General features: G+C 69.6%; 15 protein-coding genes. 7 read left to right on the top strand and 8 right to left on the bottom strand.

Annotation, left to right across the window (positions count from 1 at the left end):
• Positions 1 to 196: 196 nt before the first annotated feature.
• Positions 197 to 646 (bottom strand): pyridoxamine 5'-phosphate oxidase family protein, encoded by a 450-nt coding sequence (locus ABZX12_RS24285; RefSeq protein WP_355696536.1) that lies wholly within the window; start codon positions 644 to 646, stop codon positions 197 to 199.
• Between the two features lie 73 nt (positions 647 to 719).
• Between ABZX12_RS24285 and ABZX12_RS24280 the strand changes: the two genes are divergently transcribed.
• Positions 720 to 1,286, top strand: coding sequence for a TetR family transcriptional regulator (locus tag ABZX12_RS24280; RefSeq protein ID WP_355696534.1), 567 nt, complete (start codon positions 720 to 722; stop codon positions 1,284 to 1,286).
• Positions 1,287 to 1,486: 200 nt separating this feature from the next.
• Here ABZX12_RS24280 and ABZX12_RS24275 read toward each other — a convergent pair whose 3' ends face one another.
• Positions 1,487 to 2,020 carry a MarR family transcriptional regulator gene (locus tag ABZX12_RS24275; RefSeq protein ID WP_355696532.1) on the bottom strand — a complete coding sequence of 178 codons (534 nt, stop codon included), beginning with the start codon at positions 2,018 to 2,020 and terminating at the stop codon, positions 1,487 to 1,489.
• Positions 2,021 to 2,130: 110 nt separating this feature from the next.
• On the opposite strand from ABZX12_RS24275, the gene ABZX12_RS24270 reads away from it, so the two are divergent.
• Entirely contained in the window at positions 2,131 to 3,081 is a 951-nt protein-coding gene (locus ABZX12_RS24270) for an NADP-dependent oxidoreductase (protein WP_355696530.1), read from the top strand.
• 133 nt (positions 3,082 to 3,214) lie between these two features.
• Positions 3,215 to 4,405 carry an FAD-dependent monooxygenase gene (locus ABZX12_RS24265; RefSeq protein WP_355696528.1) on the top strand — a complete coding sequence of 397 codons (1,191 nt, stop codon included), beginning with the start codon at positions 3,215 to 3,217 and terminating at the stop codon, positions 4,403 to 4,405.
• Here the strand turns inward: ABZX12_RS24265 and ABZX12_RS24260 are convergent.
• On the bottom strand, positions 4,398 to 5,561 hold the full coding sequence (locus ABZX12_RS24260) for an acyl-CoA dehydrogenase family protein (RefSeq protein WP_355696527.1): 1,164 nt from the start codon (positions 5,559 to 5,561) through the stop codon (positions 4,398 to 4,400). The genes ABZX12_RS24265 and ABZX12_RS24260 overlap by 8 nt on opposite strands.
• A gap of 124 nt (positions 5,562 to 5,685) precedes the next feature.
• Here ABZX12_RS24260 and ABZX12_RS24255 point away from each other — a divergent pair, with 124 nt between their 5' ends.
• Entirely contained in the window at positions 5,686 to 7,023 is a 1,338-nt protein-coding gene (locus ABZX12_RS24255) for a UDP-glucose/GDP-mannose dehydrogenase family protein (RefSeq protein WP_355696525.1), read from the top strand.
• Between the two features lie 3 nt (positions 7,024 to 7,026).
• On the opposite strand, the gene ABZX12_RS24250 is transcribed toward ABZX12_RS24255, so the two are convergent.
• The 3 genes from ABZX12_RS24250 to ABZX12_RS24240 all read right to left on the bottom strand — a co-directional run bounded on the left by ABZX12_RS24250 (position 7,027) and on the right by ABZX12_RS24240 (position 10,018).
• On the bottom strand, positions 7,027 to 8,247 hold the full coding sequence (locus ABZX12_RS24250; RefSeq protein WP_355696523.1) for an MFS transporter: 1,221 nt from the start codon (positions 8,245 to 8,247) through the stop codon (positions 7,027 to 7,029).
• A 76-nt stretch (positions 8,248 to 8,323) separates the two neighbouring features.
• The gene (gene purE, locus ABZX12_RS24245; RefSeq protein WP_355696521.1) at positions 8,324 to 8,833 is read right to left on the bottom strand and encodes a 5-(carboxyamino)imidazole ribonucleotide mutase; all 510 of its coding nucleotides are present in this window, start codon (positions 8,831 to 8,833) and stop codon (positions 8,324 to 8,326) included.
• A 12-nt stretch (positions 8,834 to 8,845) separates the two neighbouring features.
• A complete protein-coding gene (locus tag ABZX12_RS24240) occupies positions 8,846 to 10,018 on the bottom strand; it encodes a 5-(carboxyamino)imidazole ribonucleotide synthase (RefSeq protein WP_355696519.1) in 1,173 nt (390 codons plus the stop codon).
• A 154-nt stretch (positions 10,019 to 10,172) separates the two neighbouring features.
• Between ABZX12_RS24240 and ABZX12_RS24235 the strand changes: the two genes are divergently transcribed.
• Positions 10,173 to 10,733: a GtrA family protein gene (locus ABZX12_RS24235; protein ID WP_355696517.1), complete on the top strand. Its 561-nt coding sequence runs from the start codon at positions 10,173 to 10,175 to the stop codon at positions 10,731 to 10,733.
• Position 10,734: 1 nt separating this feature from the next.
• Here the strand turns inward: ABZX12_RS24235 and ABZX12_RS24230 are convergent, their stop codons facing one another.
• A complete protein-coding gene (locus tag ABZX12_RS24230) occupies positions 10,735 to 11,670 on the bottom strand; it encodes a hypothetical protein (protein ID WP_355696515.1) in 936 nt (311 codons plus the stop codon).
• 76 nt (positions 11,671 to 11,746) lie between these two features.
• Between ABZX12_RS24230 and ABZX12_RS24225 the strand changes: the two genes are divergently transcribed.
• The gene (locus ABZX12_RS24225) at positions 11,747 to 12,958 is read left to right on the top strand and encodes a GNAT family N-acetyltransferase (protein ID WP_355696514.1); all 1,212 of its coding nucleotides are present in this window, start codon (positions 11,747 to 11,749) and stop codon (positions 12,956 to 12,958) included.
• Here the strand turns inward: ABZX12_RS24225 and ABZX12_RS24220 are convergent.
• Positions 12,955 to 13,572: a PH domain-containing protein gene (locus tag ABZX12_RS24220; protein ID WP_355696512.1), complete on the bottom strand. Its 618-nt coding sequence runs from the start codon at positions 13,570 to 13,572 to the stop codon at positions 12,955 to 12,957. The genes ABZX12_RS24225 and ABZX12_RS24220 overlap by 4 nt on opposite strands.
• 165 nt (positions 13,573 to 13,737) lie before the next feature.
• On the opposite strand from ABZX12_RS24220, the gene ABZX12_RS24215 reads away from it, so the two are divergent.
• The gene (locus tag ABZX12_RS24215) at positions 13,738 to 15,132 is read left to right on the top strand and encodes an OFA family MFS transporter (RefSeq protein ID WP_355696510.1); all 1,395 of its coding nucleotides are present in this window, start codon (positions 13,738 to 13,740) and stop codon (positions 15,130 to 15,132) included.
• Positions 15,133 to 15,153 lie beyond the last annotated feature (21 nt).

The raw sequence follows: 15,153 nt of genomic DNA, 5'->3' as shown, positions 1-15,153 counted from the left end.
CAGCATGACCTGCCGATCCTCGTCAGAGTCCTGACCACGGCCGCGCAGGCGTACGGGGCCTCTCTGGCGGGGCGGAGTGCTTCAATCGCAGGAGGTCAGCGGGGGTGGGCAGCTCCGTCACATCCGCCACCCCGTGAACCTCCCACGCCTCGCCGCTCGACGCACACCGTAGTACGCCGACGGCTGACGCGACTGCTCAGGCGAAGTCGCGGGTGAAGTCCGCCGTGTTCCACTGCTGCGGCCGCATCACGTACACGAGGTCGGTCTCCGGACCGCCGGCCTCCTCCCACTCCTTCGTGTACGTGGTGCCGAAGTCGTCGCCGAGGTACCGGATCGCGAGCGGGAGCAGGTCGTTCGCGGTGTCGGGCTTTCGGATCTCGGTGACCGGGCCTTCCACGGTCACATAGCGGTACGGCGTCGCCTCCGACTGGACGACGAGGACGAACCGCCGGGCCGCCTCGATCGCGACGCCCTTGCGGGACTTGGCGTTCATGATCACGGTCACGCCGGTCTCCGGCGAGTAGTCGTACCACACGGGAGCGCTGACCGGCGCGCGCCGCGGATCGTCCGAGGTGACGGCGAGGACTCCGACACGCACGTCGGTGAGAAAGGCCTCGCGCTCGGCCCGGGTCATACGGTCTGCCATTCGAATACCTTCCAGATCTAGGTCGTTGACCTAATTGTAGGTCAACGACCTAGACGGCGGTAAGGTGCGTGGCGTGACCAGCTCGTTGAGCGACCGTGGCGCGGCGCGGCGGGACGCCGTAGTGGCCGTCGCGCGGGAACTGCTGGTCGACGAAGGGTTCGACCACTTCGTCCTGCGCCGGGTCGCGGCGAAGGCGGAGATGAAGCTCGGAAACCTGCAGTACTACTTCGCGACCCGCGACGACCTGCTCGAGGCCGTGATCCGGGCCGAGTTCGAGCACGACCTCGCCGCCGTACGACGGGCCACCACGATCGACGGCCTGTCCGAATCCGCACGTGCCCTGGTCCGGAACTGGACCACCGGGGCGGGCGCCGTGTTCGGCACGATGTCACTGCTCGCGTACCACCACGCCCGCTTCCGCCGCCTCAACCGCGAGATCTACGAGGCCTTCTACCGCGAGCTCGATGTCCTCATTCAGCGCGTCAGGCCAGGACTGTCCGGCCGTGAGATCCGGATGCGCGCCCGGCTGATCACGTCCGTGCTGGACGGGGTCGCGATGCAGATCCACGCCGGCGCAACCAACCGCACCGAGCTGACCAAGCGCGCCACGATCCTGGTCACCGCCATCGCAACCGAGTGAACCGCCGGTAGTAGCTCGCAACCCCGAGGAACTCCTCGTCCTCCCCGCGCCCGGCCTCGGTCATCCCGAGCGACTGCAGGATCCGCACAGACGCCCGAAGGCGCGGGCAGATTCACACAACCGCCGATCGAGCCCCCACGACACGTACTCCGCAATGTCGGCCAGTTCGACCGGCCGTAGAACCATCGGCTCGCGCATGGTCAGCCACGCCGGCCAGGAGCCTGATCCGTTCCGGACGGTTTCTTGTGGCGTCGTTGCTGTGCCGACCGTGGCGGCGTCCGACGCATGTGGTCGCGCGCGCGGCCGAGGATATCGGCGAGGGTCTCGATGTCGGCGCGGGACAGTGGGGCGAACAGCAGGTCACCGAGCACTGCGACGTGACCGGGGAAGACCCCGGCGAGCACAGAGCGTCCGTCCTCGGTGATGGTGACGGTGATGCTGCGCTCGTCGTCGGTGGACGGCGTCCGGGTGACGAGGCCCCGCGTCTCGAGTGTCTGGGCCTGGTAGGTCAGTCCGCTGCGGCTGTAGACGACACCGTCGGCCAGATCGGTCATCCGCCGGCTGCCACCCGGGGAGTCGCCGAGGGTGGCCAGGAGCTGGAACTGCACGTAGCTGAGCCTCCCAGCCTCCTGCAACTGCTGCTCAACGGCGTGCTTCAGCAGGCTGCTCGCCTCGATCAGGGCGAAGTAGGCGCTCAGCTGCGTGGCGTCCAGAGCAGGCGGCGAAGAGGTCATGAGCCGAGCCTATCAGTGCTTCTAACTCGAAGTACTTGCTTCTAATTCGAAGCAATGCTAGCGTCATCACCAGTTGCTTCGAATCCGAAGCACATAGGAAGGGAAGCATCATGAAGGCAGTACGGTTCCACGCAACGGGCGACCCAGGGGTTCTGCGCTACGAAGACGCCGACCAGCCGGTCCCCGGCGCGGGCGAGGTACGCATCCAGGTCGCAGGGTCGGCGTACAACCCGGCCGACGGAGGCATCCGCGGCGGATTCCTGCCCATCCCGGTGATGCTGCCGCACATCCCGGGCTACGACGTCTCCGGCACCGTCGACGCGCTCGGCGACGGGGTCGACGGTCTCACCGTGGGCGACGCCGTCGTCGGCTTCATCCCGATGCACGCCGACGGCTCGGCCGCGCAGTACGTCGTCGCCCCGGCCGACGCACTGGTGAAGGCTCCCGCGAGCATCCCGCTCGCCGATGCCGCCGGGCTGCCGTCGGTCGGTCTCACCGCCTCACAGGCGCTCTTCGAGGCCGGCGAGCTCGAGGCCGGTCAGCGGGTGCTGATCAACGGCGCCGGGGGTCCGGTGGGCGGGTACGCCGTGCAGCTGGCCAAGCGCGCCGGCGCGCACGTCATCGCCACCGCGAGCCCGCGCAGCACCGAGATCGTGAAGGCGGCCGGCGCGGACGAGATCATCGACCACACGGTCACCTCGGTACTCGGTGCGGTCACCGAGCCCGTCGACGTACTGCTCAACCTGGCCCCGATCACACCCGACGGGTTCGCCGCCCTGGTCGCACGGGTTCGCGACGGCGGCGTGGTCGTCTCCACGACACCGACCGTGCCGACACCCGGCGACGAGAAGCGAAACGTGCGCGCGGCAACGATCTTCGTCCACCCCGACGCGGACGTGCTCTCGCACCTCGTCGGCCTCGTCGACAGTGGCGACCTGCACGTCGAGATCGCCCGCCGCGTGCCGCTGAGTGAGCTGCCCGCGATCCACGAGCAGGCCGAGGCCGGACAGATTCACGGCAAGATCGTGGCCGTCCCCCCGTCGGACGAGGTCGCCGGCTGACAGGCCGACCGGTGCGCTGTTCCGGACGTCGTCCTACCGGCGGATATCGTCACCTTGGCCGACCGTTCGGCGACCGCTGGGACGCGGCGGTCGCGAGGTCGGCTCAACCTCAGCCGGATGAACAGGGGGCACGATGACCAGCGTCGAGGTGTTGGTGTCGGGGGCGAGTATCGCGGGGCCGGCGTTGGCGCACTGGTTGCGCCGGCGGGGTGCAGAGGTGACCGTCGTGGAGCAGGCGCCCGGGCTACGGCCGGGCGGGCAGGCCGTGGACGCCCGCGGGGTGGCCAAGGAGGTCATCCGGCGCATGGGGCTGGACGCTGCGGTGCGCGCGGCGTGCACCGACACCGCCGGCGCGTACACGGTGGACGCGGAGGGGAACGTGCTGGAGACCTTCCGCGCGGAGGACAACGACGGCGACGGGTACATCTCCGAGATCGAGATCCTCCGCGGCGACTTCTCCCAGGTGCTGTACGACGACACGCGCGACAGCGTCGAGTACATCTTCGGCGACCGGATCGCCGAGCTCAGCCAGGATCCGGACGGAGTCGACGTCACCTTCGCGAGCGGCGTCCGGCGGCGCTTCGCCCTGGTGATCGGCGCCGACGGGCTGCACTCGGCGCTGCGCGGGACGGTCTTCGGGCCTCGCGAGCGCTTTGTCCGGCACCTGGGTCTCGTACTGGCGTTCTACACGGTGCCCAACGAATTCGGGCTGGACCGCTGGATGCTCGACTACCAGGAGGCCGGCCGCTCCGCCGGCCTGCGGCCCGTTCCCGACGCCACCCGCGCGATCGCCATGCTCTCGTTCCCGTCGCCCGGCTTCGACGTCGACTACCGCGACATCGAGGCCCAGAAACGGCTGTTGCGCGAGCAGATGGCCGGTGTCGGCTGGTTGACCCCGCGCATCCTGTCGCACCTGGACGACACGCCCGACTTCTACCTCGACCAGGTCGCCCAAGTGGTGATGGACCGCTGGTCCGGCGGGCGGGTCGGGCTGCTCGGCGATGCGGCGTACTGCGCGTCACCGATGTCCGGCGCGGGCACCGGACTGGCGCTGGTCGGCGCGTACATGCTGGCCGGAGAGCTCGCCACGGCCGGCTGGGACCCGGCGGCCGGGTTCCTCGGGTACGAGCGGCGGATGCGCGCGTACGTCGAGGACAACCAGGAGATCGGCCGGATGCACGTCCAGATGCTCACCGGCGCCGGCCCGGAGGGCGAGCCGAGCCCGGAGCCCGACATGGATGCCATCACCGCGCTGGTGGAACGCGCGGTCGGCGGCCCTGAACTTCACGACTACGACGCCGTACCGGACGACAGGCTCAGCTGAGGCCCTTCAGCAGTTGGCGGGCCATGACGATGCGCTGGACCTGGTTGGTGCCTTCGTAGATCTGGGTGATCTTGGCGTCGCGCATCATGCGTTCGACGGGGTAGTCGTGGGTGTAGCCGTAGCCGCCGAGGAGTTGGACGGCGTCGGTGGTGACGGCCATGGCTACGTCGGAGGCGAAGCACTTGGCGGCGGCGCCGAAGTACGTGAGGTCGCTGTCGCCGCGTTCGGAGCGGGCGGCCGCGGCGTAGGTGAGCTGCCGGGCGGCCTCGATCTTCATGCCCATGTCGGCGAGCATGAACTGCAGGCCCTGGAACTCCGCGATCGCCTTGCCGAACTGCTTGCGCTCCTTCACGTAGCCGAGCGCGTAGTCGAGCGCGCCCTGCGCGATGCCGAGCGCCTGCGCGGCGATCGTCACCCGGGTGTGGTCGAGCGTCGCCATCGCGGTGCTGAAGCCCGTGCCGGGCTCCCCGATCAGCCGCGAGGCCGGGATCCGGACGTTGTCGAAGTACACCTCGCGCGTCGGTGAGCCCTTGATGCCGAGCTTCTTCTCCGGCGCGCCGAAGGACACGCCCTCGTCGGACTTCTCCACGACGAACGCGGAGATGCCCCGGGAGCGCGCGGACGGGTCGGTGACCGCGAACACCGTGTAGAAGTCGCTGACACCGGCGTTCGTGATCCACCGCTTCACGCCGTTCACCACGTACTCGTCGCCGTCGAGAACCGCGCGCGTCTTCATCGAGGCGGCGTCCGAGCCGGCCTCGGGCTCGGACAGGCAGTACGAGAACATCGAGTCGCCGGCCGCGACCGGCGGCAGGTAGCGCTGCTTGACCTCCTCGGACGCGGACAGCAGCAGCGGCAGCGAGCCGAGCTTGTTGACGGCCGGGATCAGCGAGGTCGAGGCGCACGCCCGGGCGACCTCCTCGATCACGATCACCGTGGCCAGCGCGTCCGCGCCCGCACCGCCGTACTGCTCCGGGATGTGCGGCGCGTGGAAGTCCGAGGCCTTCAGCGCGTCGTACGACGCCTTCGGGAACTCGGCCAGCTCGTCCACGTCCCCGGCGTGCGGGGCGACCTTGGCGTCGCAGACGTCGCGAACGGCCTCGCGGATCGCCTGGTGCTCCTCGGACAGCGCGTACAGCTCGAATGAGTTACTCACGAGTCACACAGTACGACGAACAACGCGCGCCGGCAGGACGTCGTACCCCGAAAGTGACCAAGTACGCACAGGCCATACATGAGCCGGTCACCGGCCGATAACCACGATGGGTAGAGTCCCCGACATGAGTGAAGCGACGCCCCGTCCGCTCCGGATCGCCGTGATCGGCACCGGCTACCTCGGCTGCAACACGTCCGCCGGGATGGCCGAGTTCGGTTTCGACGTGATCGGGGTCGAGATCGACGAGCACCGCCTGAAGCTGCTGAACGACGGCAAGGCGCCGCTCTACGAGCCCGGGCTGGACCCGCTGCTGAAGAAGCACGTGGACTCCGGCCGGCTGCGGTTCACCAGTGACTACCGCGAGATCGCGGACTGGGCCGACGTGCACTTCATCTGCGCCGGCACCCCGCAACTGGAGGGCAGCGAGGCCGCCGACCTGTCCCAGCTGCACTCGGTCGTCGACATGCTGGCGCCGCTGCTGACCAGGCCGACGCTCGTGGTCGGCCGCTCCACGGTCCCGGTCGGTACGTCGAAGGTCCTCGAGCAGCGCTTCCACAGCGAGTCCCCGGCCGGTGCGGCGGTGGAGGTCGCCTGGCAGCCGGAGTTCCTCCGCGAGGCGCACGGCGTCGACGACACCCTGCATCCGGACCGGCTGGTGTTCGGCGTCCAGTCCGCGGCGGCCGAGGCGCGGCTGCGCGAGGTGTTCGCGACACCGATCGCGGAGGGCTCGCCGGTGGTCGTGTGCAACCTGCCGACCGCGGAGCTGGTCAAGGGCGGCGCGAACGCGTTCCTGGCCACGAAGATCTCGTTCATCAACGCGCTCGCCGAGATGGCCGACGCGACCGGCGCCGACGTCACCCAGCTGGCCGACGCGCTCGGGTACGACAAGCGGATCGGCCGCGGCATGCTGAACGCCGGCCCGGGGTACGGCGGCGGCTGCCTGCCGAAGGACCTGCGGGCGTTCATGCACCGCGCCGGCGAGCTCGGCGTCGAAGAGGTCATCACGCTGCTGCGCGAGGTCGACGACATCAACCACCACCGCCGCGGCCGGATCGTCGACGTCACCCACGACGCCCTCGGCGGCGAATGGATCGGCAAGAACGTCACCGTCCTGGGCGCCGCCTTCAAGGCCGGTACGGACGACGTCCGCGACTCGCCCGCGCTCGACGTGGCCGGCCGGATCCAGCTGCACGGCGCGAACGTCACGGTCTACGACCCGGAGGCGATGGAGAACGCCCGCAAGGTCCGCCCGACGCTGCGCTACGCCCCGACCGCGATCGAGGCGTGCCGCGACGCCCACGCCGTCCTGCACCTGACCGAGTGGCCCGAGTTCCGCGAGCTCGACCCGGTCGCCCTGAGCCAGGTCGTCAGCACCCCGGTCGTCGTCGACGCCCGTCTCAACCTCGACGCCGCCGCCTGGCGCGCGGCCGGCTGGACCTACCGGGCCCCGGGCAGGCCGTAGCGGTCAGGACACCCGGGCGTCCCGGATCACCGGACGGCTGAGCGCGACCAAGCCGATCAGCGTGATCGCGACGCCGATGGCGAGGCAGACACCGGTGATCTGGATCCCCTGGACATCGGCGAGGGTGCCGAGGACCGGGTTCATCACGACCAGGGCCAGGCTCTGGCAGAGCACGACGACCGACTGCAGCCGCGACTGGTACTCGCTCTCCACCGAGTTCATCAGCAGCGGCAGGATGTGCCCGGTGAAGGTGCCGACGCCGATGCCGCTGACCACGGCCGCGGCGATGGCCAGCGGCAAGGTGTCGAACACGGACAGGCCCGCGAAGCCGAACGCGGCGAACAACAGGCCGAGCATCGCGACGATCCCGGGACGCTGGAAGGCGCCGCGCACGAGGATGCGGACCGACACGATGCCGACGCCGATGCTCCGGGTCGCGATCAGGATGGCCGCCGTCTGCGCGTCCCAGTGGTGATCGCGGGCCAGCAACGGCAGCAGCAGCCCGTCCATCGGCATCAGCAGACCCGCCGCCAGGGTCATCGTGATCAGCAGCGCCCGCGTGAGCGGACGCCCGAACGCGGCCTGGACGCCGTCCACGATGGAGCGGAACATCCCGCTCCGGCGCGACCCGTGCGGGGTGGTGGTGCCCCGCAACAGGTACAGCACCAGGATCATGATGCCGAAGGTGACCGCGTCGAAGGCGGCTGCGGCGGTGAGGCCGGCCCAGTTCACCAGGACGCCGCCGACCGCCGTACCGGTGACCGCGAAGACGACTCCCGTGACCTGGAAGCTCGCCAGTGCGCGCGGGACCTGGGGTGCGGGCACGAGCAGGCGCGGCATCGCGCGTGACGAGGGCAGGAAGAACGCGTCGATCACGCCGACCACCACGGCCAGGATCATCAGCAGCCACACCGGCTCGCCCACGGCGCGGGTCGCCGGGACCAGGGCCGCGGTGACCAGGAACATCGCGGTGCAGCTGACCAGCAGGACGCGGGGTGCGCCGTACCGGTCGCCGACGGCTCCGCCGATCAGCAGGAGGATCGCTCTCGGGGCGGCGGCGAGCAGCAGGATGAGGCCGGCGACGCTGCCGCCGTGGCGGGTGGCGGACCAGCCGATGGCGAACGACATCGTCAGATCGCCGAGGAGGGACACGGCAGCGCCGAACAGCCAGATCCAGTAGCGGACCGGAATGCGCTGCGTGTCCGAGTCAGTGGGCGGAGTCACGATCGACGACCTTAGACGACAACCAATGGGATCTCACGACTACCCGCCCCCGACCTGTGGAAAACCAGTCCAGACCTCAACCTTTACGCAACTCTGCCGCCCCGTCACGCACCGTGCCGCCCTTCCCCCGGGCCACCTCCGCGAGCGACTCCTGGAAGCCGATCATCCGCTCCCGCAGCCGTTCGTCGGAAGCCGCCAGGATCCGGACCGCCAGCAGTCCTGCATTCCGAGCGTTCCCGATCGAGACCGTCGCAACCGGAACCCCGGCCGGCATCTGCACGATCGACAGCAGCGAGTCCATCCCGTCGAGGTACTTCAGCGGTACCGGGACGCCGATCACCGGCAGCGGCGTCACCGACGCGAGCATCCCGGGCAGGTGCGCGGCCCCGCCGGCGCCGGCGATCAGGACCTTGAGGCCCCGCTGGTGCGCTGACCGTCCGTAGTCGATCATCTCGGTCGGCATCCGGTGCGCCGAGACCACATCTGCCTCAAAGGGCACGTCGAACTCGGCGCAGACCTCCGCCGCGGCCTTCATCGTCGGCCAGTCGGAGTCCGACCCCATCACGATCCCAACGGACACGTTCACCCTTGCTCGTCCTTACTCGTCGATGGTGCCGGTCAGGTACGCCGCCGCGTGCCGCGCGCGTTCCCGGGTCTGTTCGAGATCGTCGCCGTACGCCGTGACGTGGCCGACCTTGCGGCCCGGCTTCACCGACTTCCCGTAGAAGTGGACCTTCAGCCCCGGGTCGCGGGCCATGCAGTGCAGGAGGCCGCGGTGCATGTCCTCGACGTCACCGCCGAGCACGTTCACCATCACGGTGTACGGCGCCCGCGCGGCGGGTGATCCGAGCGGGAGGTCGAGCACCGCGCGCAGGTGGTTCTCGAACTGCGAGGTGACCGCGCCGTCGATCGACCAGTGGCCGGTGTTGTGCGGGCGCATCGCGAGCTCGTTGACCAGCAGCCGCCCGTCCCGGGCCTCGAACATCTCGACCGCGAGGATGCCGACCACGCCGAGCTCGCCGGCGATCCGGAGCGCGGTCTGCTGCGCCTGGGCGGCGCGCTCGGGCGCCAGGCCGGGCGCGGGCGCGGTCACCTCGACGCAGATGCCGTCGCGCTGCACCGACTCGACGATCGGGTACGCGACCGCCTGCCCGTGCGGCGAGCGCGCGACGATCGCGGACAGTTCGCGGACGAAGTCCACCTTCTCCTCGGCCAGGATCGGTACGCCGCTGCGGAACGCGGTCGTGATCTGCGGGTCGTCCGGGCCGTCGACGAACCACACGCCCTTGCCGTCGTACCCGCCGCGGGTGGTCTTCAGGATGACCGGGAAGCCGCCGACCCGCTTGGCGAAGTCCTCGACCTCGGCGGCGCTCGCGACCACCTGGTGCGCCGGCGACGGCGCGTCGAAGGTGTCGAGCCGGGCCCGCATCACGGCCTTGTCCTGGGCGTGCACGAGCGCGTCCGGGCCGGGCCGGACCGCGACCCCGTCCGCCTCGAGCGCGTGCAGCAGGTCGGTCGGGACGTGCTCGTGGTCGAACGTCACCACGTCCGCCTCGGCGGCGAACCGGCGGACCGTCTCCGGGTCGCGGTAGTCGCCGACGGGCGCGTCCGCGACCGCCTGGGCCGCCGACACCGTCGTGCCCTCCGCGAGCACCCGGAGCTGGATGCCGAGCGCGACGGCCGTCTCCTGGGTCATCCGGGCCAGCTGCCCGCCACCAACCATGCCGACCACCGGCGTACCGGCGGGGAGGTCCTTCCGATCGAACTTCACAGCGGTGAGCCTAATGTCCATACATCACAGGCCGGACGGCGGCCAGGTTTGACACTCGGGGGCGCGCGGGCGATTTCGGGGTAGCACCGGTCGCCGGGTACCGTGGGAAGCTGCCCTCCCGTCGCGGTGTGATCACAGAAGGTTCCGAACCCCGTTGAAGCTCGTCACCAAGCTTTACCACCAGTTCCAGCACCTGGTGCACGAAGTGGCCAAGTTCGGTCTGGTCGGTGTCCTCGGGCTGGTCGTGGACCTGCCGATCTACAACTGGCTGGTGTTCAACAACCCGCTGGTCCTCGCGGACTCGGGCGAGGGCATGCTGCACCACAAGCCGCTGACCGCGAAGCTGATCTCGACCACGGTCGCCACGATCGTGACGTACTTCGGCAACCGGTACTGGACCTGGCGGCACCGGGAGCGCAGCGGCCTGCACCGGGAGTACGTGCTGTTCTTCGTGCTGAACGGGATCGGCCTGCTGATCGCGGCCGGCTGTCTGGCCTTCTCGCGGTACGTGCTGGACCTCCACACCTGGCTGTCCGACAACATCGCGGCGAACTTCATCGGCCTTGGCCTCGGCACCCTGTTCCGCTTCTGGTCGTACCGGAAGTTCGTCTTCAGGGAAGAGATCGCCCTCGACGAGGTCGAACACACCCCGGCCCCGGACTCCCCCGCCGAGCTCGACGGGGAGTCGACCGGCGACCTCCCCGTCGTTCGCTGAGTCACTCGCCGTTCAAGGGCCCGCCCGGGTCCTTCAGCCGGGCGTAGACGTTGTCGGCAAAGGTTGCGGGGACCTTGCCCACCGACTGGATCACCGTGCTGGTCCCCGTGAAGCGCCCGACGGCGTACAGGTAGCCCGAGTCGGTGTCCTTGTCGATGCCGAGCAGGAGCGTGCCGTAGACGCCGCACTTCATGGCGAGCAAGGCTTCGAATCCCTGCCAGGTGCGGGTGCGGACCGGTTTGACCACCGGCTTCATCGGTGAGCTGGTCGGAATGTGGATCGTGTAGAGCGCACCGCCGCGGGTGTTCGCGACGAAGGTGTCGTAGGTCGCCGACTTGCTGACCAGTGCCATCGACTTCACCGAACTGAAGCCGGGCGCGGACCCGGTACTGCGCCAGACCCCCTTGCTGCTGACGCTCCACCGGAAGAGCACGCCGTCACTGCGCAGGCCGTAGACGTTCCAGCGCGAGACGCCGCCCTGGGTCGGCCCCTGGTACTCGGCTTCCTCCACCGTCGTGAAGTTCCCCCAGCCGCCACCGATCCGCCGCAAGGCCGCCGGAGGGTTGTCGATGATCCCGTCGCCGTGCGCGTCGTACCCCGCCTGGTAGAGCGCGTCGCCGATGACGACGTAGCCGTACACGGCGTATTGAGAGCCGTCAGGGCCCTGGTCGATGAGCACCGACATCGAGGCCATCACCTTCACCCGGCCCGGCGCGAACGCTGCACGCCCGAGCACCTGGCCGGTCGCCGTGGGCGGCCTGGTGGACAGGATGCCGATGTTGTTGTGGTCACCTGCCGCGGTGACCGACGAGGCCGACAGACCGCAGCTGTCCGTCGATGCGGTCGATGTGGTCGATGTGGCGGACGCCGTACCGGCCGGCGCCAGGGTTGCTGCGGCGAGCAGGGCCGCCGCGGTTGTTGCGAGTGGCTTGATCATTGGTCCACCCCCTTCTACCTACCTTGATGGTCCTAAATCGGCGGCGGTTGTCGATACGGCATGTGAAGATGCGGGGATGAGCGAGATCCAGGTGCGGGCGGCGCAGGCCGGCGAGTACGGCGCGGTGCAGGCGGTGTTCGGTGGGGCGATGATGTTCGACCCGAAGCCGGACGAGCTGTGGCAGCAACTGTTCGAACCGGACCGGGCGCTGGTCGCGACCGACGGTGGCGAGATCATCGGGACGACCAGGGCCCTGACGCGGGAGTTGTCGGTGCCTGGTGCGGTGGTGGACGCTGCGCACGTGACCGGTGTCGGCGTGCAGCCCACCCACCGTCGGCGCGGAGTGATGTCTCAGCTGATCGGGCGGCAGTTGCGCGAAGTGCCGGAGGCGATCGCCGTACTGTGGGCGAGCGAGCCGGCGATCTACGGGCGATTCGGGTACGCCGCGGCCGCGTGGGGCGTGGAGTACACCGTCGACCTGCACCGTGTTGGTCCGCCCAACGACCGGATCCGTCCGGGCGAGTTCGGTGTCCTCACCGTGGACGAGGCCCTCAAGGAACTGCCGGCGATCCTGCGCAGGCTGCAGACGCAACGATCCGGGGTGTCCGGGCGGTCCGACCGGCGCTGGCAGGCCCGCCTCCAGGACAAGCCGGACGATCGGGGCGGGCGGACCGAGCGCCGGATCCTGGCGCACCGCGACGAGACCGGAAGCATCGACGGGTATGCGCTGTGGCGGGGCAAGATGATCTGGGGACCGACCGGCCCGGCGTACGAGGTGTCCGTCGAGGAGCTGGTCGCACCCGAGCTCCCGGCGTACAAGGCGCTCTGGCAGCACCTGCTGACGATGGACCTGAGCGCCAAGCTCACCTACGAGTACGCCGCCGTGGACGAGCCGCTCCAGCAGCTCGTCAGCTATCCGTCCGCGCTCGAGCGCCGGATCGGCGAATCGCTGTGGCTGCGCGTGACCGACGTACCGCGGGCTCTCCGGCAGCGTCGGTACGCCGTACCGCTCGACGTCGTGCTGGACGTGTCCGACCACCTCGCCGAGTCGAACACCGGCCGGTTCCGGGTGACCGCCGACGGGTCGGACGTCAGCTGTGACCGTACGGACGACGCGCCCGACCTGAGCCTGTCGATCACCGAACTCGGCGCCGCCTACCTCGGCGGCCGCCCGCTCAGCGAGTTCGCCGCCACCGGCCGCGTCACCGAACACACGCCAGGCGCCCTCGCCCGCGCGACAGCAGCCTTCGGCTGGCCGGTCGCACCGGTCAGCCTGGAAGTCTTCTAGCGGTCGTCGTCCGAGCTGAAGATCGTGCCGTCGTCGGTCCGCGGCTGCTGCTCCTGCGGCTGCGGGCGGCGGCGCATGTGCTCCGGCGGCTGCTCGTCCTCGAGGATGCCGTCGCCGGGCCGGCCCTCGGGACCGCCGAACAGCAGGTCGGACATCTGCAGGTGGACGTGCTCGACGTGCGGTACGTCGGGGAGCACGACCTGACCGCGTTCGCCGGCGGATTCGATGTGCAGCGTGCCGCAGCCGAGCAGGCGGTCGACCAGGCCGTGCTCGTAGGACACGTCGTTGATCCGCATCAGCGGGATGTCGCGGCCGGTCCGGGTGAGGATGCCGTGCCGGGTGATCAGCCGCCGGTTGGTGATCGTGTACGTCGAGAAGAACCAGTTCAGGAACGGCTTCAGCGCGAACGTCGCGAGGACCACCACGCCGACCGCGAGGATCGCGATCCGGGCCGGCGTCTGCACCGTGCCGGACGGCACGATCGCGGCCAGGAACCCACCGAGGGCCGCCACGACCAGCAGCAGGAACACCGGGCCGATCAGCGCCTTCCAGTGCGTCCGGGTGCTGACGACGACGTACTCGTCCTCACCCAACAACTTCGCCGAGATCGCCATGGGCCCAGTCTCACAGGTCCCGGGTTCGGTTGTCCCCTCCCGACACGATCGAGGGCACTCCCGCGGGCACGATCGGGCGGCAAAGAGGTTTAACACTTCACAAAATGCATACAGTGAGCCAGGATGCGCGAGGGGTTATCAGCTGGGGGACGAGAAGGAGCCGTGATGGCAGTCTTGTCGATACTCGACCGGGAACACACCGTCGCACCGCCGGGGTACAGCCGCTGGCTGATCCCGCCGGCCGCGCTCGCGGTACACCTGTGCATCGGCCAGGCGTACGCGACCAGCGTGTACAAGACCTCGATGGTGAAGCACTTCGACAGCAGCCAGACCGCTGTCGGCGTGGTGTTCAGCATCGCGATCGTGATGCTCGGCCTGTCCGCCGCCGTCGGCGGCACCTGGGTGGAGCGCAACGGCCCACGGAAAGCCATGTTCGTGGCCGCCTGTTTCTGGGCGACCGGGTTCCTGGTCGGTGCCCTCGGCATCGGGACCGGCCGGCTCTGGCTGGTCTACCTCGGGTACGGCGTGATCGGCGGTATCGGCCTCGGGATCGGGTACATCTCGCCGGTCTCGACCCTGATCAAGTGGTTCCCGGACCGCCCGGGACTCGCGACCGGCCTGGCGATCATGGGCTTCGGCGGCGGCGCGCTGGTGGCCAGCCCGCTGTCCCGGCAACTGCTCGGGCTGTACGACGCCGGCTACGACCCCAACGTCAGTACGTCGGTGGCCGGCGGCGGCGCACTCGTCGGGCTGTTCCTGACGCTGGGCCTCGGCTACTTCGTGATCATGATGTTCGGGGTCTTCACCATCCGCGTCCCCGCCGACGGCTGGGCGCCGGAGGGCTTCGACTCGTCGGCCGTCCGGCAGAAGGCGCTCGTCACGACCGGCAACGTCTCGGCGGCGAACGCGATCAAGACACCGCAGTTCTGGCTGCTGTGGGTCGTCCTATTCTGCAACGTCACCGCGGGGATCGGCATCCTCGAGCAGGCCAGCCCGATGATCCAGGACTTCTTCCGCGGCGATGGCGGCAAGTCGAGCGTCGCCGTCGCGGCCGCCGCGGGCTTCGTCGGTCTGCTGTCGATCTTCAACATGGCCGGCCGCTTCGGCTGGTCCTCGACGTCCGACGTGATCGGCCGCAAGCCCATCTACGCGATGTACCTCGGCGTCGGGATCATCGCGTACACGCTGCTGGCGAGCATCGGAGACAGCAGCACCGTGGTGTTCGTGCTGCTGGCCGCGGTCATCATCTCGTTCTACGGCGGCGGGTTCGCCACGGTTCCGGCGTACCTGCGGGACCTGTTCGGCACCTACCAGGTCGGCGCGATCCACGGCCGGCTGCTAACCGCATGGTCGGCGGCGGGGATCGCCGGTCCGCTGATCATCAACGGGTTCCTGGACCGCGAGGGCAAGCCGGGCACGCTGACCGCGGCGGCGTACCGGCCGGCGCTGTTCACGATGGTCGGCGTGCTGGCCGTCGGGTTCGTCGCGAACCTGCTGATCCGCTCCGTCTCCGAACGGTTCCACGAGAAGTCCGAGTCCACGCTGGAGGCGACGTCATGAACCAGACCCCACGCCTGGTCA

Source organism: Kribbella sp. NPDC003505 (assembly GCF_040610875.1).
Classification (GTDB): domain Bacteria; phylum Actinomycetota; class Actinomycetes; order Propionibacteriales; family Kribbellaceae; genus Kribbella.
The sequence above is the reverse complement of the archived record's forward strand: the minus strand, read 5'-3'. Positions and strand labels throughout refer to the sequence as shown.